At 67.6% G+C, this 19,363-nt stretch carries 19 protein-coding genes, 1 pseudogene and 1 riboswitch; of the genes and pseudogenes, 7 read left to right on the forward strand and 13 right to left on the reverse strand.

Going from position 1 to position 19,363, the window contains the following annotated elements; genetic code table 11:
• The first annotated feature begins 89 nt into the window (after positions 1-89).
• The 3 genes from dprA to F1D05_RS06060 all read left to right on the forward strand — a co-directional run bounded on the left by dprA (position 90) and on the right by F1D05_RS06060 (position 3,851).
• Positions 90-1,229 carry a DNA-processing protein DprA gene (gene dprA / locus F1D05_RS06050; protein ID WP_246486460.1) on the forward strand — a complete coding sequence of 380 codons (1,140 nt, stop codon included), beginning with the start codon at positions 90-92 and terminating at the stop codon, positions 1,227-1,229.
• A 280-nt stretch (positions 1,230-1,509) separates the two neighbouring features.
• Positions 1,510-2,253, forward strand: a complete 744-nt coding sequence (locus F1D05_RS06055; RefSeq protein WP_185446377.1) for a GAF and ANTAR domain-containing protein — start codon at positions 1,510-1,512, stop codon at positions 2,251-2,253.
• A gap of 294 nt (positions 2,254-2,547) precedes the next feature.
• A riboswitch (ZMP/ZTP riboswitch) is annotated at positions 2,548-2,634 on the forward strand.
• 29 nt (positions 2,635-2,663) lie between these two features.
• Positions 2,664-3,851, forward strand: coding sequence for a phosphoribosylaminoimidazolecarboxamide formyltransferase (locus F1D05_RS06060; protein WP_185446378.1), 1,188 nt, complete (start codon positions 2,664-2,666; stop codon positions 3,849-3,851).
• Positions 3,852-3,906: 55 nt separating this feature from the next.
• On the opposite strand, the gene F1D05_RS06065 is transcribed toward F1D05_RS06060, so the two are convergent.
• From F1D05_RS06065 to F1D05_RS06115, 12 genes are all read right to left on the reverse strand, one after another.
• Entirely contained in the window at positions 3,907-4,230 is a 324-nt protein-coding gene (locus F1D05_RS06065) for a DUF2469 domain-containing protein (protein WP_012922325.1), read from the reverse strand.
• The gene (locus F1D05_RS06070; RefSeq protein WP_185446379.1) at positions 4,227-4,925 is read right to left on the reverse strand and encodes a ribonuclease HII; all 699 of its coding nucleotides are present in this window, start codon (positions 4,923-4,925) and stop codon (positions 4,227-4,229) included. Before F1D05_RS06070 ends, F1D05_RS06065 begins: the two co-directional genes overlap by 4 nt.
• A gap of 11 nt (positions 4,926-4,936) precedes the next feature.
• Positions 4,937-5,089, reverse strand: a complete 153-nt coding sequence (locus F1D05_RS42835) for a hypothetical protein (protein WP_428995000.1) — start codon at positions 5,087-5,089, stop codon at positions 4,937-4,939.
• 16 nt (positions 5,090-5,105) lie between these two features.
• Entirely contained in the window at positions 5,106-5,705 is a 600-nt protein-coding gene (gene lepB, locus F1D05_RS06075; protein ID WP_428995001.1) for a signal peptidase I, read from the reverse strand.
• Complete coding sequence (gene lepB / locus F1D05_RS06080) at positions 5,702-6,445, reverse strand: signal peptidase I (RefSeq protein WP_185446380.1); 744 nt, start codon at positions 6,443-6,445, stop codon at positions 5,702-5,704. Before lepB (F1D05_RS06080) ends, lepB (F1D05_RS06075) begins: the two co-directional genes overlap by 4 nt.
• Positions 6,446-6,469: 24 nt before the next feature.
• Positions 6,470-6,832, reverse strand: a complete 363-nt coding sequence (rplS, locus tag F1D05_RS06085; RefSeq protein WP_185446381.1) for a 50S ribosomal protein L19 — start codon at positions 6,830-6,832, stop codon at positions 6,470-6,472.
• Between the two features lie 154 nt (positions 6,833-6,986).
• Positions 6,987-8,186 (reverse strand): tRNA (guanosine(37)-N1)-methyltransferase TrmD, encoded by a 1,200-nt coding sequence (gene trmD, locus F1D05_RS06090; RefSeq protein ID WP_185446382.1) that lies wholly within the window; start codon positions 8,184-8,186, stop codon positions 6,987-6,989.
• Entirely contained in the window at positions 8,183-8,743 is a 561-nt protein-coding gene (gene rimM, locus F1D05_RS06095) for a ribosome maturation factor RimM (protein ID WP_185446383.1), read from the reverse strand. Before rimM ends, trmD begins: the two co-directional genes overlap by 4 nt.
• 100 nt (positions 8,744-8,843) lie before the next feature.
• Entirely contained in the window at positions 8,844-9,095 is a 252-nt protein-coding gene (locus F1D05_RS06100) for an RNA-binding protein (protein WP_020389433.1), read from the reverse strand.
• A 5-nt stretch (positions 9,096-9,100) separates the two neighbouring features.
• Positions 9,101-9,682 (reverse strand): 30S ribosomal protein S16, encoded by a 582-nt coding sequence (rpsP, locus tag F1D05_RS06105; protein WP_185446384.1) that lies wholly within the window; start codon positions 9,680-9,682, stop codon positions 9,101-9,103.
• Between the two features lie 248 nt (positions 9,683-9,930).
• On the reverse strand, positions 9,931-11,274 hold the full coding sequence (locus F1D05_RS06110) for a 6-phospho-beta-glucosidase (protein ID WP_185446385.1): 1,344 nt from the start codon (positions 11,272-11,274) through the stop codon (positions 9,931-9,933).
• Positions 11,271-12,023: a DeoR/GlpR family DNA-binding transcription regulator gene (locus F1D05_RS06115; protein WP_185446386.1), complete on the reverse strand. Its 753-nt coding sequence runs from the start codon at positions 12,021-12,023 to the stop codon at positions 11,271-11,273. Before F1D05_RS06115 ends, F1D05_RS06110 begins: the two co-directional genes overlap by 4 nt.
• A gap of 125 nt (positions 12,024-12,148) precedes the next feature.
• Between F1D05_RS06115 and F1D05_RS06120 the strand changes: the two genes are divergently transcribed.
• The 4 genes and pseudogenes from F1D05_RS06120 to F1D05_RS06135 all read left to right on the forward strand — a co-directional run bounded on the left by F1D05_RS06120 (position 12,149) and on the right by F1D05_RS06135 (position 16,169).
• Positions 12,149-13,123: a carbohydrate kinase family protein gene (locus F1D05_RS06120; RefSeq protein WP_185446387.1), complete on the forward strand. Its 975-nt coding sequence runs from the start codon at positions 12,149-12,151 to the stop codon at positions 13,121-13,123.
• A gap of 5 nt (positions 13,124-13,128) precedes the next feature.
• The gene (locus F1D05_RS06125; protein WP_185446388.1) at positions 13,129-14,412 is read left to right on the forward strand and encodes an ABC transporter substrate-binding protein; all 1,284 of its coding nucleotides are present in this window, start codon (positions 13,129-13,131) and stop codon (positions 14,410-14,412) included.
• Entirely contained in the window at positions 14,409-15,344 is a 936-nt protein-coding gene (locus tag F1D05_RS06130) for a carbohydrate ABC transporter permease (RefSeq protein WP_185446389.1), read from the forward strand. Before F1D05_RS06125 ends, F1D05_RS06130 begins: the two co-directional genes overlap by 4 nt.
• A pseudogene (locus tag F1D05_RS06135) lies at positions 15,341-16,169 on the forward strand (carbohydrate ABC transporter permease). Before F1D05_RS06130 ends, F1D05_RS06135 begins: the two are co-directional and overlap by 4 nt.
• Here the strand turns inward: F1D05_RS06135 and F1D05_RS06140 are convergent.
• A complete protein-coding gene (locus F1D05_RS06140) occupies positions 16,135-19,362 on the reverse strand; it encodes a caspase family protein (RefSeq protein ID WP_185446390.1) in 3,228 nt (1,075 codons plus the stop codon). The pseudogene F1D05_RS06135 and the gene F1D05_RS06140 overlap by 35 nt on opposite strands.
• Between the last annotated feature and the right edge of the window lies 1 nt (position 19,363).

The raw sequence follows: 19,363 nt of genomic DNA on the forward strand, positions 1-19,363 counted from the left end.
CTGCACCCACGCCTCCGCCTCCCCGGCCTGCACCCACGCCTGCACCTCCGCCTCCGCCCCCGTCGTCGGCTGTCTCAGTTGGCGGGCACGTGGGTGACTTGGAGCGGGTGGCGCGGGCTGGGTTGTCGCGGGTGGTGGAGCCGGGGGATCCGGCGGCGCTGGAGGCGTTCGATGGACTGTCTGCGCTTGAGGTCTGGGAGTTGCTCCAGACCGGTACGCCGCGGGTGGAGCGGTGGGCGGCTCGGCTTGCCAGCACGAATCCGGAGCGGGATCTGGAGCGAGCGCAAGCAGTGGGCGGGCGGTTTGTCATTCCGGGTGATGACGAGTGGCCGGAGCAGATCGAGGTGCTCGCTCATGCCGGACAGCAGGCACGTCGGGGCGGAGTGCCTTTCGGGATCTGGGTCCGCGGCGAGGCCAACCTCCGGCAAGCACTGGCGAAGTCCGTTGCCGTCGTCGGATCCCGCGCGTGTTCGTCGTACGGCGAGCACGCTGCCGCGGAGCTTGCTGCCGGGCTGGCTGACAACGAGGTGACCGTGGTTTCGGGCGGTGCGTACGGGATCGATGCCGCCGCTCACCGCGGCGCACTTGCCGCCGCGGGTCTGACCATCGCCGTCCTCGCCTGCGGTGTGGACGTTTCCTACCCGAAGCGCAACACCGCGCTGTTCGACCGTATCGCCGCTGAAGGGCTGATCGTGAGCGAGTTGCCACCCGGCTGCTCGCCGACCAAGTTGCGGTTCCTTGCCCGGAATCGGCTGATCGCGGCCGGCACGCTCGGGACCTTGGTGGTCGAGGCCGCAGTGCGAAGTGGCGCCCTGAACAGCGCCGGCTGGGCCGAGCAGTGTGGGCGAGCCGTGCTGGCAGTGCCCGGACCGATCACCTCGCGAATGTCCGAGGGGGCGCACCTCCTGGTCCGGGAACGCAACGCGCTGCTGGTCACCAGCATCGCGGACATCCTCGAAGCGATCTCTCCACTCGGGACCGCGCTGACCTCGTACCCCCACGCCCCCGACGAACCAACTGACGGTTTCGACCTCGAGGTCCGACGCACTCTCGACGCCGTGCCCGTCCTCAGACCCGTACCCACCCTCCGCATCGCCGTCACCGCCGGTCTCGACGCCGAGACAGTCAAGGAGTGCCTCGAAACCCTCGCCGACGCCGACCTCGTCGAACAGCTGCCCGCCGGTTGGCGCCTGTCCCCCACCCACCGCCGCGCCCTCGGCGGCACCTGAGCAAGTCGGAGATCCGCGCGCTCGGCGGCACCTGAGCAAGTCGGAGATCCGCGCTCGGCGGCACCTGAGGCAAGCTGAAGATCCGCGCTCGGCGTCGTCCTCGGTGTCACGCTCGCCGGTAGGCGGTCCGAGATCCGAACGGGTGAACCCGAGCCGTTCGGCGACACCAGAACTTGTGCGTGAACTGCCCGAAAGATGGCGTGTGGACCGCATAATTGGAGGCACCGACCACCTGGAGGGCGGACAATCTGGCGGGGGCCGATGAGCAGGAGAAGCGCCGATGAGCGGCATCGATGACGGGTACGGCGAGAACACTGCCGACGTATTCGCGGAACTGGCCATCGAGCTGCATCAGAGCGACGGTGTCGAGGAGACGGTCGAGGCCGTCCTGCAGTTCGCCCTGCAAGCCGTCAACTGCACCCAGGCCGGCCTGGCCCTGGCCCAGCGCGGCGGACGGATAGAGATCGCGGCCGTCACCGGGCCTGTCGTGGAGACCGTCTATCAGCTCCAGATCGACACCGGGGAAGGCCCGCTGATCGACACGCTCCGCGGTGGCCACACCATGCTCATCAGGGACGCCGGGACCGAGACTCGCTGGCCCGAATGGGGCACCAAGATCACCGAACTCGGCCTCCGCACGGTCCTGCACATCGCGCTCCAGGTCAACGACCGCATCGGCGGCGTGCTCAGCCTGTACAGCCGCGAACCGGACGCCTTCGACGATGACGACGACGCGGTCGCGCACATCCTTGCCCGGCATGCCGCGATCGCGGTCGCCACCGCCCGCCACGAGGAGACCATGAACCTGGCCGTCGACGCGCGGAAGCTGGTCGGGCAGGCGATGGGGATTCTGATGGAGCGGTACGAGGTGGACGGTGACCGCGCCTTCGCGATCCTGCGCCGCTACTCCCAGGACACCAACACCAAGCTTCGCGACGTTGCTCTGAGGCTGGTCGACACCCGCAAGCTGTCTTCGCCCGATCCTGTCGGACCGGACCACAAGTCACCCCCCGCCAGTCGCTGACGACCGGCAAGGGGCACCTGCGGCTCGTCCGGCTGTCCGGACGAGGGGTCGGCCCACGCCGCTGTTTTCCAACGACTGGACCTCGAACATCTGGCCGCTCGAGCCGCCGGACTCCGTGCTCACCCAGTGCCCGACTCCTGGAATCTCAACCAGAGCAGGCTGTTCGGGCCCGTGGTCGAGCCGGTCCACCACGCGGCGCCGGCTCCCTGCGATGAGAAAGCGGCGGCCGGCTCGTCTCAACAACCATGACGATCCAGCACCGGGCTTTCGGCGTCCCGGCCGCCGGGTAGGGTCGGGGCGAGTCGCGACTGGCGAGGGTGGGACACCACCGGGGAGTGGCTCGCCATCCGAGTGTGAGCGTCGACCGCCTGGGCGCTTCTTCAGCGAGATTCGACTGAGGAGGCCGAGACGTGGACCTGCGGTATGGGATCAACCCCGGACAGGCGGCGACCGCCGTACCGGTGACCGCCGGCAAGTGGCCGGTGCGGGTGGTGAACGGAGAGCCATCCTTTACCAACCTGCTTGATGCACTGAACGCCTGGCAGTTGGTGCGCGAGGCGAGTCAGGCCCTTGGGAAGCCGGCGGCGACGTCCTTCAAGCACGTCTCCCCCGCCGGTGCCGCCGTCGCGGGGCCTGTCGACGAGGTCATGGCCAGCCTGTACGGCGTGGACGGCAGCCGCGTCGGTGAACTCACCAGTGCGTACCTGCGCGCACGTGATGCCGACCCGAAGTCGTCGTACGGCGACTTCGCGGCTGTGTCCCACCCGGTCGACCTGGAGTTGGCCGACGTGCTGGCCGGTCTGGTCTGTGACGGCATCATCGCGCCCGGGTACGAGCCGGGAACGGTTGAACGGCTCAGCGCGAAGAAGAAGGGGCGATTCCTGGTCATGGAGATCGACCAGGCATTCGTGCCGCCGCGGGAAGAGGCTCGGGAGGTGTTCGGCGTACGGCTGAGTCAGGAGCGGCCCCGGAGTTCGGAGGCCGCACTGGAGCAGGTCACGGGCGATGTTCTGCCGGATGAGGCTGTGGAGGATCTCAGGCTGGGCATGGCGGTGTTGCGGTATACGCAGTCCAACTCGGTCTGTTACGTGCGAGGCGGGATGACTATCGGGATCGGGGCCGGGCAGCAGTCGCGGGTGGATTGCACTCGGCTCGCCGGGGCGAAGGCCGACATCTGGTGGCTCAGGCGGCATCCGGCGGTCCGCGAGCTGGCGTTTGGGGAGGAAGTGCGGCGCCAGGATCGGATCAACTGGCAGGTTCGCTGGTGCGAAGGCGACCTGACGGCGGAGGAACTCCAACGGCTGAAGCACGATCTGGCCAGACCAGCCGGACCAGCCGGACCAGCGGAGGCTTTCGGGCAGCGCGAGGAGGCGCAAGGGCTCGATTGGCGCACGGAGTGGCTACGGGGTCTTGAGCGGGTCGCCTTCGTGTCCGATGGAGCGCTGCCGTTTCGCGACAATGTCGATCACGCTCACCGGCACGGAGTGCGCTTCATCGCTGAGTCGGGTGGGTCGGTCAGGTCGGACGAGGTGGCGGCTGCCTGTCGTGAGTACGGGATCAGCCTCGCCCGCACCGGCGTCAGGCTGTTTCATCACTGACGCAGCAACAACGCACAACGCAACCCGGGCACGAGTGCGCCCGGGGTGCGAGTGGTCAGCGGCCGAAGTCGGAGTCCTTGGGGACTTCCAGGTCGGATTTCGCGAGTTCTTCGATGTTGACGTCGCGGAAGGTGACCACCTTCGCGTTCTTCACGAACCGGGCCGAGCGGTAGACGTCCCAGACCCAGGCATCGGCCATCGTCACCTCGAAGTAGACGTCACCGCCTTCGGTACGGACTTTCAGGTCTACCGCGTTGCACAGGTAGAAGCGCCGCTCGGTCTCCACGACGTACTTGAAGATCCCGACGACGTCTTTGTACTCCCGATAGAGCTGTAGCTCCATATCGGTCTCGTACTTCTCAAGGTCGTCAGCGCTCATCGGCTCTCCACTCCGGTGGGACTGGTCACATTCTGTCCCATATCGGGCCGCAGACTGCGGCGGACATTCTCGAACCGCCGTCGATGTTGCGGACACGGGCCGTATTCGTCCAGCGCCGCCTGGTGTTCAGGCGTGCAGTACCCCTTGTGAACCGCGAAGTCGTACTGCGGATACACCTCGTGCCAGTGCTCCATGATCCGGTCCCGGGTCACCTTGGCGATCACCGAGGCGGCCGCGATGCACGCTGCCACCCGGTCACCCTTCCAGATCGCCAGCCCCGGCACGCCGAGGCCGTCGACGCCGAACCCGTCGGTCAGCACGTACGACGGGCGCTCGTCGAGCCGGAACAGGGCCCGGCGGAGCGCCTCGACGTTCGCGACGTGCATGCCGAGCCGATCGCACTCGGCCGCTTCGATCGAGACGACGGACCAGGCCAGCGCCCGGTCGCGGATCTGCTCGTAGCAGCGGTCCCGGGCCTTCGCGGTGAGCAGCTTGGAGTCGGCCAGTTCGGGGATCTGGCCGCGCTTTCCGTCCGGCAGGATCACCGCGGCCGCCACCAGCGGGCCGGCGCACGGACCACGGCCCGCCTCGTCGACGCCGGCGATCGGGTCCAGGCCGACCCGGCGCAGGGCACGCTCGTAGCCGTACAGCCCGGCGTCCCGCCGGATGGTGCTGCCCCTGGGCAGTGCACTCATCGGCGAACCACTCACTTAGGGGGTGGGGTGAGGGAGATCGAAGGTTTGTCCGGCGGCGGCGCGGCCGCCGCGGGAAGAGCTTTGAAGGTGTCCGGGATCCCGAGTTTGTCGAACCGGTTGGCCGGCCAGACAATCAGGATCGCGCGTCCGGTGACCTTGTCCAACGGGACGAAGGCGGCGTCACCAGGCGCGCCACCGTCGGGGGCCGGTGTCGCTCAGGTGCACCCGGGAGTCGCCGGACTCGGACCGGTGGTCACCCATCACGAAGACGCGACCGGCCGGCACGGTGACCTGGAACTCCATCGCCGACGGCGCGTCACCGGGGAACAGATAGCTGGTCTCGTCGAGCGGCTTGCCGTTCACCATCAGCCGGCCCTTGGAGTCGCAGCAGGCCACCTTGTCGCCCGGCATGCCGATCAGGCGCTTGATCAGGTGCCCGTGGCTGGAGTCCGGCAGCAGACCGACGACCTCGAAAAACCGCCCGACCGAGCCGCGCTTCTGGCCGCTCTCCTCCTGGCCCAGCCAGCCGCCCGGATCCTCGAAGACGACCACGTCGCCGCGCTGGACATCGGTGAGCTTCTCGACCACGACCCGGTCACCGACCAGCAGCGTGTTCTGCATCGACTCGCTCGGGATGATGAACATCTGGCCGACGAAAGCGCGCAGGATCGACGAGACGATCAGAGCACCGACCACGATCAGCACGAACTCGCGACCCGCGGCCGCGAGCCCCGAGCGGTGGGGTGATTTCTGTTTCGTCGCAGTCGGTGTCTCAGTCACTTCTTCAGCCCCGGCTTCTTGAAGGTTTCCGGAGGACGCAGCATCGTCATCCGGTCAGACGGCCAGATTACGCAACAGGCCCGGCCAACCACGTTCTCGACAGGAACGAATCCTCCGCCGGGGCCGCCCATGTGGGCACGGGAGTCGGCGGACTCGGCTCGATTGTCGCCCATCACCCAAAGATGACCGGGTGGGACAACCACATCGAAGGGCTGCAGAGAGGGTTTGGCGTCCTTCAGCAGGTACTCCTGCTCGTCCAGCGGGATCTTGTTCACCATGATCCGGCCGGAGCGGTCACAGCAGATCACCCGGTCGCCGGCGACGCCGATCACCCGTTTGACCAGATGACCCTCACCGCTGCGCGGCAGGATGCCGACGAACTCGCCGATCTGCCGGACCGTGCCGGGAGCCTTCTGCTCCTCGTTCAGCCAGTGACCGGGATCCTTGAAGACGATGATGTCGCCCCGGTCGACGTCGCGATGCAGATAGCTGACCTTCTCGGCCAGGATCCGGTCGTTCGTCGTGAGCGTGTCGTACATCGACTCCGAGGGCACGTAGAAGGCCTCGGCCACGAAGAGCCGCAAGACGACCGTGATGACCAACGCGAGCACCGTCACGGTGGTCATCTCGACGAGCAGGCTCAGCAGCGGATTCCGCTGCTTGAGCCTACGGTGACGTCCCTTGCTGCGACGTGCTCTCCTGGCGACCGGGCGAGCGCGAGTCGCAGTGCTCGGCGCCATACTTTGACCGTCGTTACTAGACGATCAGGAGGCCGGGAGGTTGTCCCGCTTCTCCTTGATCTTGGCTGCCTTGCCGCGCAGCTCACGCAGGTAGTACAGCTTGGCGCGACGCACGTCGCCGCGGCTGACGAGCTCGACCTTCTCGACGATCGGGGTGTGCATCGGGAAGGTGCGCTCGACGCCGACGCCGAAGCTGACCTTGCGGACCGTGAAGGTCTCCTGCAGGCCACCACCGTGGCGGCGGATCACGACACCCTTGAACACCTGGACGCGGGACCGGCTGCCTTCGATGACCTTCACGTGCACGTTCACGGTGTCACCAGCGCGGAAGGCCGGGATGTCGTCGCGCTTGCTCTCGTTGTCGAGCTCATTCAGGACGTTGCTCATCAGGTGTCTCTCTCTCGCGCGTGCCACAGGTCACCCACGAATGCTCGGTGGGAGAAGTCGAAGATTGTCGTCGTCCGGTGGTCACCCCCTGTGGCAGGAGCACCGAACTCACAACAGCGACCAAGTTTGCCACACCAGCACACCCGAACCGAAATCAGCGCCGGCGCCGCCGCTTGGCCAGCAGCACCAGTTCGACCTTCGCCGTGTGTGACTCCCGTCGTACCTCACGGTAACCGGCCTTCCGGTACAGCCGGAGGTTGCCCTCACTCTCGGCCCCCGTGAACAGCTCGTACTGCGTGACCTCGGCGGGCGCGGTCTGTTCGGCCACCCGCAACAGCTTGGTCCCCACGCCTCGGCCCTGCCAGTCGGGAGCGACCATCAGCCGGCCGATCCGAGCCACCGAGCCGTCCACAGCCACATGGACGGCTCCGACGATCCTGGTCCCGGCCACGGCCTTCCAGACGCCACCGGCGCCGACCCGCTCGACGCTGCCCGCCAAAGCTTCTTGCACCGGCGGGATGCTCAGGTCGTCGTAGGCCTTTGCCTCCGACAAGTACGCCGCCAACTGCAGCGTGTGGATCTCCCCTGCGTCAGCAGCAGTGGCGGGCAAGATCCGCACCGCATCGACCGCGTCGTCCTCGTCGGCGACAGCGGCGCCCCAGGCGGCCAGGAGATCCGGCCGGCGCTCGGCAGTACGGCGTACGGACTCTTCGTGGCGCCACTTGGCAATCAGACCGTGGTTACCCGACAGCAGGATGTCCGGTACGTCGTGGCCGCGCCAGGACGGCGGCTTGGTGTAGACCGGGTACTCCAGCAGGCCGTCGCCCGAGTGGGACTCCTCGGCCAGGGACTCCGGGTTGCCGATCACGCCAGGCAGCAGACGCGCCACGGCCTCGACGATCACCAGTACGGCGACCTCGCCGCCGTTGAGCACATAGTCGCCGATGGAGATCTCGTCCACCCGCATCCGCTCGGCCGCATGCGAGGCGACTCGCGCGTCGATCCCCTCGTACCGCCCGCAGGCAAAGGCCAGCCACGGCTCCGCAGCGAGCTCGTAGGCCAGCTCTTGCGTGAACGGGCGCCCAGCAGGCGTGGGCACGATCAACCGAGGCTGAGCAGGGCCGTCGGGCGGAGCGACGGCATCAAGCGCCTCGCCCCAAGGCTCGGGCTTCATCACCATGCCGGCGCCACCGCCTGCCGGGGTGTCGTCCACAGTGCGGTGCCGGTCGTGCGCCCAGTCGCGCAGGTCGTGCACCCGGACGTCCAGCAGGCCGCTCTTCGCCGCCTTGCCGACCAGACTCAGGTCCAGCGCGGCCAGGTACTCCGGGAAGATCGAGACGACGTCCAGCCTCATCGGCTGCCGTCACCCTCGGCAGGCTCGGTCGGCACGACCTCGGCGCCCTCCGGATCGAGCAGACCCGGCCGGTCCGCGACCAGGACGTACTTGCCGTCCAGGTTGATCTCCGGCACCAGCTCCTCGACCAGGGGAACCAGTACTGCGTTGCCGGCGGGCCGGCGGATCTCCAGCAGGTCCTGGGACGGCAGGTGGATCACGTCGACCACCTCGCCCGCTTCCGCGCCGTCGGTGGTCCGCACGGACAGGCCGACCAGCTCGCGGTCGTAGTACTCCTCGGGGTCCTCCGGGCGCTCGTCCTCGCCGATCTCCGCCTGCAACTCCAGGTTGCGCAGCAGTTCGGCAGCGGTCCGGTCCGGCGACTCCTCGAACTTCACCAGCAACCTGCCGCTGTGCCACCGGCTGGAGGCGATGGTGAGGGTCCGGGGCGGCTTGGTGGTCGTGACGAGCTTTGCGCCGTCGGCGAACCGGCGGTCCGGCTCGTCGGTGCGCACCTCCACGCCGACCTCGCCCTTGAGCCCATGGGCCCGGCCGATCCGGCCGACGATCACCAACACCTGTTTGACCTCTCTGTTCGACTCCGGGCCCAGTCTGGCCGAAGAGATGCCGAAGGGCCGCATCCGAGCTGGATACGGCCCTTCGGGGAAGTGCAGCGAGTCAGCGGCGCGGGCGCCGGTTGAACTCGTCGACGAAGTCGATCCGGACCGACTGCTCGGAGCTGAGCGCCCCGACCACGGTGCGGATGGCTGTCGCCGTCCGGCCGTTACGGCCGATCACCTTGCCGATGTCGTCGGGGTGCACGTGCACCTCGAGGGTGCGACCGCGGCGCAGGTTACGGGACCGGACACTGACGTCGTCAGGGTTGTCCACGATGCCTCTGACCAGGTGCTCGAGCGCCTCGGTCTCCATCACGGTCAGGCCTTGGCGTCGTCGGCCGGAGCAGCCTCGGCGGCCGCAGCCTCGTCGGCCGGAGCAGCCTCGGCGGCCGGAGCGTCGTCGGCCGGAGCAGCCTCGGCGGCCGCAGCCTCGTCAGCCTTCGGCTCGTCCTTCTTCGGCTCGTCCTTCTTCGGCTCGTCCTTCTTCGCCTCGTCGGCCTTCGGAGCCGCCTTCTTGGCGGTGGTCTTCTTGGCCGTGACAGCCTCGGTCTTCAGCGTGCCGTGCGCCTCGGCCAGAGCCTCGTTGAAGATCTCCAGCTTGTCGCGCTTCGGCTCCTTGACCCGCAGCGGCGCGGGGGCCTCGAGGCCCTTGAACTTCTGCCAGTCGCCGCTGGCCTTGAAGATCGCCTGAACGGCCTCGGTCGCCTGCGCGCCGACACCCAGCCAGTACTGCGCCCGGTCCGACTCGACGTGGATGAACGACGGCTCGGCCTTCGGGTTGTACTTACCGATCTCCTCGATGGCGCGGCCGTCACGCTTGGCGCGGGCGTCCATCACGACGATGCGGTAGTGCGGCGCACGCTTCTTGCCGATGCGCTTCAAACGGATCTTGACTGCCACGTTTGTGTGGTCTCCCTCGGGATTTCATGTCTGGTTGAGTGGTGCACCGGCGTCGTGGGGACAACGGGTGACCGACTCGGATGGGCCGACCGGGGCGTGGAGTTAGAGGGCTGCACGCGGTCCTGACGACACTCAGCCCGATATTCTGCCAGATCAGCAGCGCCGGGACCAATCCAGCCCAACTCGGCCCTTACGTCCGAAGAAGTGTCGAAGACGTCCCTCCGCTTCTTCGGACGTAAGCGTCTGTCTCAGGCGCGGAAGGGGGCCAGGGCGGGAAGCCGCGCGACGTACCCGTCGAGGAGTTGGTGCGCCGCCGTGACCGAGTCGATCAGGGGATGCCAGGCAAGGGCCCGTACTGCGGCCGCTCGCGACCCGGTCAAGGCAGCCTCGATGGTCGATCGTTCGACCGCCTTCACAGCACAGACCAGGCCGGCCTGATGGTCGGTGAACTGCGTGACCGTCAACGGCCGCGCCCCGTTCGCATCCACCGTGCAGGGGATCTCGACCACCGCGTCGTCGTCCAGGTGCCGCAGCGTGCCGCGGTTGCGCACGTTCAGAATCAGTGAGGCCCGCTCGTTGTGGGCGATCGCCCGCATCAGCGACAGCGCCACCTGCTCGTAGCCACCCGCGGACATGTCCCGCTCGTCCCGCTCCCCCGCATCCGCCACCGCACGGCTCTCGACCATGTACGTCGACTCGCGCTCGGCACGGGTCTTCTGCCAGAGCTCCAGTGCGTCAGCAGGCTGCCGGGCGGTCTCTGCGTAGAAGGCGGACTGCTGCTCGAGCAGGAAAGTCCCCCGGGTCTGCTCGACGGCCTGTACTGCGGCCAGCGTCTCCCGCGCGAAGTAGTAGTAGTGCAGGTACTCGTTGGGGATCGACCCCAGCGACCGCAGCCACTCGACCCCGAACAGCCGCCCCTCCTCGAAGTCACCGAGTGCAGCCGGGTCAGCCAGCAGCTCTGGAAGGCGGTCCACCCCATCGGACTGCAGCCCACGCAGCCAGCCCAAGTGGTTCAGGCCTGCGTAGTCATAGAAGACAGTGGACGCGTCCAACCCGAGGGCCAACGCAGCACGGCGTCCGAGGCCCGACGGGGAGTCACAGATGCCGATCACCCGGTCACCCAGGTACGGGATCATCGCCTCGGTCACCATCCCGGCAGGGTTGGTGAAGTTGATGACCCAAGCCTCCGGCGCGAGCTCAGCGATCCGCTGTGCGATCCCGACCGCCACCGGCAAGGTCCGCAACGCGTAAGCGATCCCGCCGGCTCCGACCGTTTCCTGCCCGAGTACGCCGAGGTCGAGCGCGACCCGCTCGTCGATGGTGCGCCCCTCGAGCCCACCGACGCGGATCGCGGAGAACACGAAGTCGGCACCCCGCAGGGCCTCGTCGAGGTCGGTCGTCTCGGTCACGACCGGCGCATCGGAGTACGGAGCGGCTTGCTGCCGCAGTACGGCGGCGATCGACGCGAGCCGACCGCGGTCCGTGTCGTACAGCACGACGGAGGTGATCCGGCCCTCACCACGGTCGGACAGCAACGCCTGGTAGACGAGCGGCACCCGGAACCCGCCGCCGCCAAGGATGGTCAGCCTCATGCCAGCACCACCTGAACCCCCGCCTCTTCCAGTTGGGCCCGGGTCGCCTCGTCGGCGCCGGGCTCGGTCACCACCACCGAGAGCTCCGACGGATCGCACACCTTGGCCACGCCGTGGCCAGGGAACTTGGTCGCGTCGGCCAGCAGCGCGACCCGGTCGGCCGCCGTGATCATGGCTCGCTTCACCGGCACCTCGATCATCGTGCTGTCCATCACCCGGCCGTCCGGACGGACACCACTCGTGCCCAGGAACAGCCAGTCGACATGGATCTGACGCAGCGACTCCTCGGTCAGGTAGCCGACAAGTGACCGGTAGCTGCGCCGCACGAAGCCGCCCAGGATGATCAGCTCTATCTGCTCGTCGTTCTGCAACTCCTCCAGTACTGCGAGGTTGCTGGTCACCACTGTCAACGACCGGCCGTGCAGGTGCTGCGCGAGCCGGAGCGCCGTAGTACCGATGTCCAGCAGCACCGACTGCCCGTCACTGATCAGGGAAGCGGCGCGGCGGGCGATCCGGTCCTTCTCGTCGGCGTGCACCGCGCTCACCTCGGCGAACGGCTCGTCGCCGCCGTCGACCGCGAGCGCACCACCGTAGACCCGGGTCAGCCGCCCTTGCTCGTGGAGCTGCTCCAGATCGCGGCGGATCGTCGCTTCACTGACCCTGAGCTGGGCGGCCAGCACCTTCACACCCCCGGCCCCGTCGGCCTTCAGTGCGCGGACGATCTGATCCTGCCGCTGTTTTGGCAACACGAAGAGACCGTACCACGCAAACTACGTCATAGTCGCTCATCTAATTGCAAGCCTATTGCGTAGTTTGCTCAAACAATCCACACTGACTGCACGAGTTTGAGCGACCCTGCAGGAGTGTGCTGACAATGGGCGAGCTGAACCAGCTGCCTTCCCAAGACTTGGACGTGGTCGTGTCCGGTCTGGTGTTCCACGACCTCGTGCTCGGCCTGCCCACTGCACCGCGGCCCGGTACCGAGGTCTGGGCCGACGACTCCGCCGAGAGCCCGGGCGGGATCGCCAACTTCGCGGTCGCGCTGGCCCGCCTCGGCCTGCGGACCGGCCTGGCCGCCGTCTTCGGAGACGACGACCTGGGCAACCGGACCTGGCGCCGACTCGAGACCGACGAGGGCATCGACCTGTCCCTCTCACGCAAGGTCGACGGCTGGCCCACCCCACTCACGGTGGCCCTTGCCTATGACAACGATCGTGCCCTCGTGACCCGAGGCGCCACTCCCCCACTCTCCGCGGACCAGCTCCTGCCGGCACCACCCGCTGCGAAGGCCGTTGCCGCGCACATCGGTCCGTGGCCGAACGACTGGCTGGCCAAGGCGAAAGCAGCCGGCAGCATCGTCTTCGCCGATGTCGGCTGGGATCCGGCCGAGCAATGGGATCCCGCAGTACTGGACCAACTCGAACACTGCGACGTGTTCCTGCCCAACGCCGGCGAAGCGATGAACTACACCCGTACTGCGACGCCCGCCGATGCGCTGCATCGCCTGGCTGAGCGGGTACCCGTGGTCGTCGTGTCGGACGGGGCCAACGGCGCACTGGCGATCGACGCCCGCTCTGGCGAAGAGGTCGCCGTACCGGCGTACGTAGTACCGGCTGTTGACACCACGGGTGCGGGGGACGTGTTCGCGGCCGGGTTCATCGCGGCCACCTTGTGGGGCCTGTCGCTGGCCGAGCGGGTGCGGTTCGGCGCGCTGGTCGCGGCTCTCTCGGTGACCCGGCTGGGCGGTGCCGACGCGGCGCCGACCTGGGCCGAGATCGACGCGTGGCACCACCGCAATCCATCAGACCGGGCAATCGACGCGCTAGTTCGCGCGCACCTAGGAAGGTAGACACCATGGAGCTCTCTCGTCGCACGCTGATCGCCGGGGGCTTCGCTGCCATGCTCGGCACCACGGTCGGCTGCTCGTCCAGCATGGACACCGGATCCACCAAGAAGAACGCAGGAGGCAACATCGCGATGTGGTGCTGGCCCGGCGGTCTCGGCAAGACCGTGCTCGACGACACGATCGCGCACTTCCCCGACCAGCACATCAAGTACTCCGAGGTCGGCGGCGACTTCAAGCAGAAGCTGCTGACCACCCTCAACGGCGGCACCGCGATCCCCGACATCACCGGGATCAAGGGCGAGGACATCGCCTCGATGTTGCCGCAGGCCAACCGGTTCGTCGATCTGAAGTCGATCGGCGCCGACTCGATCCTCGGCGACTACCTGGAGTGGAAGGTCAAGCAGGCCACCACGCTGGACGGCAAGGTGCTCGGCATCCCGATCGACATCGGCCCGACCGCGCTGTTCTACCGCGAGGACGTCTTCACCGCCGGCGGGCTGCCCGGCGATCCCGCCAAGGTGGCCGGGCAACTGAAGACCTGGGACGACTTCCTGGCCGCCGGGGTGGAGCTGAAGATGTCCAACCCGAAGGCGTTCATCGTCGCCGACGCCACCGACCTGTACGGCACGATCGTCAACCAGGGCACGGCTCGCTACATCGACAAGGACAACAAGTTCATCGGCGATCAGGACCACATCCGCAAGGCGTGGGACACCGCGGTGAAGGCTGTCACCCTGAAGGTCGACGGCAAGACGCTGGGCGGTTCGCCGGACTGGAACGCGGGCCTCGACCAGGGCACCGTGCCGACCGTCACCGGCGCGGCGTGGGTCGCGCTCGACATCAAGGCCGCCTGCAAGACCAGCGTCGGCAAGTGGCGGGTCGCGCCGACCCCGAGCGGCCCGGCGAACTTCGGCGGTTCGTTCCTCGCCATCACCAAGAACGCCGCCGATCCGGCCGCCGCGCTCGAGGTGATCAAGTACATGCTCAGCGCCGACAACGAGGCGAAGGCCTTCGCCGACGCGCAGATCTTCCCGGCCACGCCCGCGGCGTACGACAAGCCACAGCTGAAGGCGGCCGATCCGTTCTTCGGCGGCCAGGTGCCGATCGAGGTCTTCGGCCCGGCGGCCAAGAGCATCCCGATCGCGTACGAGGCGCCGCTGGACAGCGCCATCGCCGTACCGTTCACCGACGGTCTCAAGCTCGTCCAGGCCGGCAAGAAGTCGTCGGACGCGGCCTGGTCGGAAGCGGTGGCGAAGGCGAAGCAGATCGGCAAGCGTCAGGGCGTGCAGTGACTCTGACCGCGACAGCACCCGCGAAGGCGCCCCGTCGTACGACGAAGCCGGGGCGCCGGCGCAGCGTTCTGTCGTTCTGGCGCTTCTATCTCGCCCTCTCGCCGTTCTACCTGATCTTCCTCGTCTTCGGGCTCTACCCGGTCGCGTCCACGATCCTGCTCGCGTTCCAGAAGTGGGACGGGCTCGGCCCCCGCAAGATGGTCGGCCTGCAGAACTTCGGCTTCCTGATCGAGGACAGCACGTTCTGGTTGTCGCTGTGGAACACCGTCATCCTGTTCGTGATGTCGACCGTGCCGACGCTGGTGATCGCGATGACTCTCGCGGTGATGCTGCACTCGGCCGTCCGGTTCAAGGGCATCTACCGGATCGCGTACTTCATCCCGAACATCACCTCGCTGGTGGCCGCGGCGATCTTCTTCGCCGCCGTCTTCAGCACGAACTTCGGGCTCATCAACGCCGTACTGCGCTCGCTCGGGTTGCCCACCGAGGATTGGCTCAGGCAGCCGTGGGGCATCAAGATCGCGATCTCCACGATGATCGTGTGGCAGTGGGCCGGCTACAACACGATCATCTACCTGGCCGGCTTGCAGGCGATCCCGACCGAGCAGTACGAGGCGGCCAAGGTGGACGGCGCCGGGCCGTTCCGGACGTTCTTCTTGATCACCTTGCCGCAGCTCCGGCCGGTGGTGCTGTTCACCGTCATCATGTCGACGATCGGCGGCCTGCAGACCTTCACCGAGCCACAAGTGATGGTCGGCAACAACGGCGGCACCGGGCAGAGCGGCATGACGGTGGTCATGTACTTCTACAACCAGGCCTTCTTCAACAACGACTACGGGTACGCCGGGGCGATCGCGCTCAGCATCTTCATGCTCGTGTTGTTGTTCACGGCAATCAACTGGAAGTTGCTCGGCGGAAGGGGACGGCAATGACGGCCGTCAAATGGCGCGGGCTGGTGATGCACCTGCTGCTGGCGATCGCCGGGGTGCTGTGCCTGTTCCCGTTCTACTGGACGCTGGTGATGGCGACCAACACGACGTCGGACATCTACCGGTTCCCGCCGAAGTTCACCTTCGGGTCGCAGCTGGACGACAACATCCACGAAGTACTGGCGAACGTCGCGTTCTTCCAGTCCATGGGCAACACCTTGATCGTGGCGATCTCGACCACCGCGCTGGTGTTGTTCTTCGACTCGCTGGCCGCGTTCACCTTCGCCAAGTTCCGGTTCCCGGGGCGGAACGCGTTGTTCGTGATCCTGCTGGCGACGATGCTGCTGCCCGCCCAACTAGGCGCGGTACCGCAGTTCCAGACGATGGCGGCGTTCGGGTGGGTCGGGTCGTTGAAGGCGCTGATCATCCCCGCCTCGGCGAACGCCTTCGGGATCTTCTGGTTGCGGCAGTACTTCCAGAACTCGATCCATGACGAGTTGGTCGAGGCAGCCACGCTGGACGGTTGTGGCTTCCTCGGCGTCTATCGGCACGTGGCACTGCCGTCGGCGCGGGCCGGCGCTGGCGTTCCTCGGCATCTTCACGTTCGTGGGGTCCTGGAACGACTACTTCTGGCCGCTGATCGTGCTGACCAACCCGGATCACCTGACGCTGCAGGTGGCGCTGTCGTCGCTGAACCGCAGTCACGGTGTCGACTACAGCATGGTGATGACGGGCGCGCTGATGGCGATGATCCCGCTGATCATCGTCTTCACCGTCTTCGCCCGCCAGTTCATCAAGGGCGCGACGGAAGGGGCGATTCGAGGCTGACGGTTGATCCGCGCCCTCGGACCCCCAATACGAGGGCGGCGAGGAGGACCAGGTGACCGCACAACGCGGCAGCGAAGTACGTGGGAGCCTGGTTCTCGACCATTGGATAGAGCGCGGCCACTGCGAAGAGCACCAGGTACGACGCGGCTGCCCCGGCCACCGTTCGGTCGCCTGTCGTCGTACTGGCTAGCACCAGCGCCGCTGCGACGATCGGCAGCAGGAGGCCTAGTCCCCCTGTGTAGGTCGCTGCGGACGGACCGCTCTCGTTAGGTAGCAACTGGACTGTCATCAACAGGATGAATCCCGCGGCGAGCACGATGGTCGTCACGCGGTCGAGCCGCTGGTACGACGAGGTGTGCGGGCCTGCTAGTACGAGAGCGAGCAGGAGGCCGGCGATCACCAGTGAGATCGACCAGATGTACACGTTGTCCTGGTAGGAGATCTGCCCGCCGAGAATGACCACTCCTGCGGTCGCGAACAGTGTTGCTGCACCGGCTGCCGCGCCCAGTGCGTAGGCGCCGAGTCGTCCGCGCCGGAAGGCGAGTACTGCCCCGAGCAGGATGACGATCGATGCTGCGAGGGTGCCGTCGGCCTGGTGTCGGTTGAGGTCTGGCGAGCCGAATTCCGTGTTGTACCAAAGCCTCAGGTCTGCATCGAGGGCGCTCTGGTTCACCAGCAGCAGGAGCAGGCCGCCGATGCCGACTGCCACGGCGGTCAGCCACCTGTGCTGACCGAGCCATTGTCTGAGGTTCGGACCCGTCGACTCTACTGCCGCGTTTGCCGGCGGCCGCTGAACCGCTAGGGCCATTCCTGCAGCTACCAACACGTTGCCGACCAACGAAGTGAGGAAGGCGGGTTTTGAATTGCCATCGGTCAGGGCGGGGATGCTCGCGACGATGCTGATCACCACGTACGTCGAGGTGGTCGCGCTCAGCCACAGTCTTGTCTTCGGCTCCACTGCCGCCAGGGCAAGCCAGCCGAGCGTGAGGACGACGAAGGCTTCCAGCAGCGCCAGCTTGGTGACTGAGAGGAAGGAGATGCCGTCGGGGTGCCGAACCCCCGCGTTGATCACGAGCAGGACGGCACCGGCGACGACCAAGGCGGCGGCCGGGAGGTGGACGGGCCACAGTCGCAGGCCGCGCGGTCTCAGGACGGCGAGCAGGACACCGACCATCCCAGCGGAGACCGTCGTCGCGGCGACCCAGACGCCGACTTCCTGCGAGGCGATGCCGCCGCCGAGGATCAGGACACCATCCTCGAGTACCGAGACAGCGCAGCCGGCGACGATGCCGAGCGCGAGAGCGGCCCAACGCCTCGACCACCCCGCGACCAGGCTCGCCACGAACGCGACGATCGAGGCCAGGATCTCCGGGTCATGCCAGGTCCGGAACACCCGCCAGCCGGTATTCGCCTCGTCCGACCAGATCCGGCGAGACTCAGGAGCCCCCGGCAAACTCATCAAGAACAAGACGCACGCACCAACAGCCAACCCTCCAACCACCCACCGGGAAACAACCCCCGCGAGCCTTCCGGTCGTCGCCACTCGTCGGGTCGCCGCCGGCCGCTCGGTCGCCGGCCGCTCGGTCGCCGCCGGCCGCTCGGTCGCCGCCGGCCGCTCCCCCACCGGCGCAGCAACCGCGACTGGCGTCGCTTCCCGCGGCAGCTCGGCTTCTTGCGGTGTCGCGAGAGCGGGAGCGGGGCCGGCCTGCGCGGGAGCGGGCCCGTCCTGCGCGGGCGCAGGCGTCGCCTCCGGCAACCGGGTGGGAGCTTCCGGCGCTGTCGCCGGCCCAGCGAGGGCGCTCCCTGGAGCGGCCGTCGCCGCGAGCGTTGCCTCCGGCAACTGTGCAGCGGCCTCGGGCCGAGCCTCCGGTTCCAGCTCCGGCTCGGACTCCGACTCGGACTCCGGCTCTGGCTCTGGTTCTGGCTCTGGCTCTCGGGTGGGTTCGGGGACTTGGGTGCGGAGGGGGATGGTGGATTCGCCGGTGGGGCCGGTCAGGGTGATGGTTGTTTCGTGGAGGCCGGGGCCGGGCGGGGTGAGGGTGATTCGTACGTTGGGGCCGTCTTGTTCCACGCGTAGCCAGGGGGCGGTCGACGAGGCGACCGCGGTCAAGGCGATGGGTGGTCCGGTCAGCTGGAGTTGGGCCTCGGCAGCGCCCTCGGTGGTGGCGACCAGATCCACCTCAGGTGGCGTCGCCCGGGGTACGGCGTGGGCGATTGCCTTGCGGGCGGTTTCGGAGACCTTGCGGCTGTCGTCGTTGATCATCTGCTGGAGCGCCTGCCACGCGGCGTACGCCTGCCCTAGGTCTGTCCCGTTCACCTGGTCCCGCAAGTAGTCGACGACACCGAACCTTGTCGCCGGCAACGGACTGTCCATCGCCTCGAGCAGCTCCGGGGCGAGCGGTGTGGGAGTAATGCGGCGGACTCGGCTGCGGGCGATCAAGAGTTCGCCCTGGGCGCCGAAGGTCCACATCTGGGGGTTCTGGTTCGGGGTGACGCGGTGGACCCGGTCGGTGACGAAGCCGACCAGTTCGGTGAGTCCCACCCACCCGTCGCCGTCGCGATCAGCCTCGCCGGTCGTCAGCCCGTCAACCACCGCGCTGGTGAAGACCGACGGCGTCGGCTTCGACGCATCCGTCGCCAGATGACCACCCTCGAACGCGTACTCCATCGCACTGGAAGCCGTCACGATCACCCGGCCGCGCCCACCACCCACGCCCTCCTGCCCAGCGAAGGCGTCCCGCACCTGCGCTTCACCCGTCGCACGCACAACCATGCCGCGCGGGAAAGCGCCGCCGTAGCAACAATCGAGGAACAAGGCGATCCGCTGCGCGCGACTGTCCGCCATCTGCCGATTGACGAAGTCGGCCGCCACCGCCGTCGAGGCGAGCCGCGTCGGCTTCGTATCGGCCACCGCCAGAAACAACTCTCCGGCCGCGTTCTTCAAACCATGGCAGGAGAAATGCAGCAACAGCAGGTCCTCCGGCGCCCGGTCCGCGAAGAAGTCCTCGACGGCCAGCCGGATCGCCTGCGCAGACTCGTTCTGCAGCACTGTGACCTCGAAGCCGCCGACCGACGGGTCGCCCAGCGCGTCGGCCAACGCGGCCGCGTCCTGCGCGGGCGCCACCAGCCGGCGCAGCCCCGGATCGGTGTACTCGTCGTTCGCTATGACGAGCGCGACTCGCGTGCCGTCCATC

The sequence above is a fragment of the Kribbella qitaiheensis genome, assembly GCF_014217565.1.
GTDB lineage: Bacteria > Actinomycetota > Actinomycetes > Propionibacteriales > Kribbellaceae > Kribbella > Kribbella qitaiheensis_A.

Coding starts and splice junctions, on each gene's coding strand:
- trmD (WP_185446382.1), bottom strand. CDS start 8,186: ATGAGGCTGGACGTCGTCTCGATCTTCCCGGAGTACCTGGCCGCGCTG.
- F1D05_RS06100 (WP_020389433.1), bottom strand. CDS start 9,095: ATGGAGACCGAGGCGCTCGAGCACCTGGTCAGAGGCATCGTGGACAAC.
- F1D05_RS06140 (WP_185446390.1), bottom strand. CDS start 19,362: ATGGACGGCACGCGAGTCGCGCTCGTCATAGCGAACGACGAGTACACC.
- rplS (WP_185446381.1), bottom strand. CDS start 6,832: ATGAGCAACGTCCTGAATGAGCTCGACAACGAGAGCAAGCGCGACGAC.
- F1D05_RS06070 (WP_185446379.1), bottom strand. CDS start 4,925: ATGAGTGCACTGCCCAGGGGCAGCACCATCCGGCGGGACGCCGGGCTG.
- F1D05_RS06065 (WP_012922325.1), bottom strand. CDS start 4,230: ATGAGCGCTGACGACCTTGAGAAGTACGAGACCGATATGGAGCTACAG.
- F1D05_RS06055 (WP_185446377.1), top strand. CDS start 1,510: ATGAGCGGCATCGATGACGGGTACGGCGAGAACACTGCCGACGTATTC.
- F1D05_RS06120 (WP_185446387.1), top strand. CDS start 12,149: ATGGGCGAGCTGAACCAGCTGCCTTCCCAAGACTTGGACGTGGTCGTG.
- F1D05_RS06110 (WP_185446385.1), bottom strand. CDS start 11,274: ATGAGGCTGACCATCCTTGGCGGCGGCGGGTTCCGGGTGCCGCTCGTC.
- lepB (WP_185446380.1), bottom strand. CDS start 6,445: ATGGCGCCGAGCACTGCGACTCGCGCTCGCCCGGTCGCCAGGAGAGCA.
- F1D05_RS06125 (WP_185446388.1), top strand. CDS start 13,129: ATGGAGCTCTCTCGTCGCACGCTGATCGCCGGGGGCTTCGCTGCCATG.